Below are 1,720 nucleotides of genomic sequence, written 5' to 3'. Positions count from 1 at the left end.
CATTGTCCTGCCCCAAAGACCTGCAAACCTGTGCTGTCGATGAGCACATGGAGTGGCCCCTTTGGTGCGGATGGTGACTTCGTTACCGTCAGTCCTGTCAAACAGCGTCGTAAATTTTCTAGTTGTCAGCGCGGGGCGTTTACAAAAAGCTTCACAGAAGCCCTTACGGCCATTGGATCGGCGATAATTTCCTGGACGCTGAATTTCAATTGAAGTGGAAAATTCTCTGCGCTGTTTAACACCGATTGCTTTATCCCGTCAAGATAACTGCTCAAGTCAGTCGTCATTTCCTGTTGAGCTGCCTTGGCGATTTGACATTCAAATTGGCGGCGAGAGTTTATAGCAGCGTCTTAATCTTCTTTGAACTGTTTGTCCAATTTATCGCAGTGGGAACAACGCTCAATATCTCAATTACATCTGCATTGATTCCGTAGACCATGATGTATTGATCCGAAAATACATACTCGCGTGTTCCCTTAATTCGCCCTCGCTTATATGTCACAATGCCAGTCAGCGCTTCCCCTTTGGCCTCAATCTGGTCGTCATGCTGGAAGGCCGACTCGATACTGACGTAATCCGATCGCCGCGCCATGATCTCGATCCGATCGTCAATCGCCTGCTGGTTCCAAACAACCCTCAAGATTTCGCCTCGCCCCTAGTCAGCATAGCGCGGGCGGCGTCTATGCGCTGTCTTGCATCTGCGGTCGATAACTGGGGGCGGGTGTCATCCATCGCACTTTGCACTCGCTGGCGGAAAAATTCGTCATATTCAGCCGCCTTGTGCGCATTCTTCAATTTTGCAGACTGATCCGGCCTTGTTCTGGACGGCAGGCTGCAAGTTTCATACTTGGCAGCATCTACGTCAAAATGGGCGATGCCAACATCTTTCAGATAATTGACCAGGGTTTCAAGTTTGCGGAATATACGGATCTGATGGCTGCGCTGAGCGGCCAAGGCACGCTCGGTCCTGCCATATTTGATGAGGATGCCCCAACCACCTTCTTGTCCGACCACATGCGCACTATGTACGGCACCGGCTTCCGCCAGTTTAGTTAAGGTCGTATGGTCTATCGTTTCAGCATGCATAGCTTCCTCCGTCTTTCGCAATCATCCAAACTGTCACTTTACGCGCAAGTACTTAATAATTGCAAGCCTTTATCTTAATAAACATGCGGCTGATTGAGTGCAAAACTAACAAATGTCGCATGGAAAAGCCAATTTTCGTAGCCTTCGAGAATCGTTTTACCCAATTTTCGTCGATCGCGATATTGCCGGACGTTGTAATAGGGTTTTGTCGCATTAACGTAAGCGACCATAGCATTAGTGTAGAGTTTTGCGTTTTCAAAATGCGGGGGTAAAGATGCTAACGACGAAGCGACTGCGCTTTCCATTAGAAGTGATTTTAGTTTGTATCCGTTGGTATGCAGCGTACCCGTTGAGCTATCGGCATATTGAGGAAATGATGGAAGAGCGAGGTGTCTTTGTCGATCATTCATCCATCAACCGGTGGTCGATCCGGTTCCTGCCCATGTTGGAGAAAGTATTTCGCCAACATAAGCGACAAGTTGGCACAAGCTGGCGTATGGATGAAACCTATATTAAGGTCAAAGGTGTTTGGAAATATCGTAAGCGTCCAACGCTACCATCTATGAACAGCAAATAATTTCATGCACTGTCCAGACTGGATCATTTTGGAGAGCAAAGTATGTCAAGAATCAAA

3 protein-coding genes and 1 pseudogene are annotated in these 1,720 nt (G+C 47.7%); 2 read left to right on the top strand and 2 right to left on the bottom strand.

Annotated elements, in window-relative coordinates:
* A partial coding sequence (locus tag AAKU64_RS22450) for a hypothetical protein (RefSeq protein ID WP_354363092.1) occupies positions 1-213 on the top strand: 213 nt, incomplete at its 5' end.
* A gap of 124 nt (positions 214-337) precedes the next feature.
* Here the strand turns inward: AAKU64_RS22450 and AAKU64_RS22445 are convergent.
* Together AAKU64_RS22445 and AAKU64_RS22440 are read right to left on the bottom strand one after the other, a co-directional pair.
* Positions 338-640: a type II toxin-antitoxin system RelE/ParE family toxin gene (locus AAKU64_RS22445; protein ID WP_323492905.1), complete on the bottom strand. Its 303-nt coding sequence runs from the start codon at positions 638-640 to the stop codon at positions 338-340.
* Positions 637-1,086, bottom strand: coding sequence for a hypothetical protein (locus AAKU64_RS22440; RefSeq protein WP_323492904.1), 450 nt, complete (start codon positions 1,084-1,086; stop codon positions 637-639). The genes AAKU64_RS22445 and AAKU64_RS22440 overlap by 4 nt, the downstream gene beginning before the upstream one ends.
* Before the next feature lie 274 nt (positions 1,087-1,360).
* On the opposite strand from AAKU64_RS22440, the pseudogene AAKU64_RS22435 reads away from it, so the two are divergent.
* Positions 1,361-1,633: pseudogene (locus tag AAKU64_RS22435) on the top strand (transposase family protein); the annotation flags it as partial.
* Positions 1,634-1,720 lie beyond the last annotated feature (87 nt).

Source organism: Undibacterium sp. GrIS 1.8, from assembly GCF_040544445.1.
GTDB lineage: Bacteria > Pseudomonadota > Gammaproteobacteria > Burkholderiales > Burkholderiaceae_D > Undibacterium.
The sequence above is the reverse complement of the archived record's forward strand: the minus strand, read 5'-3'. Positions and strand labels throughout refer to the sequence as shown.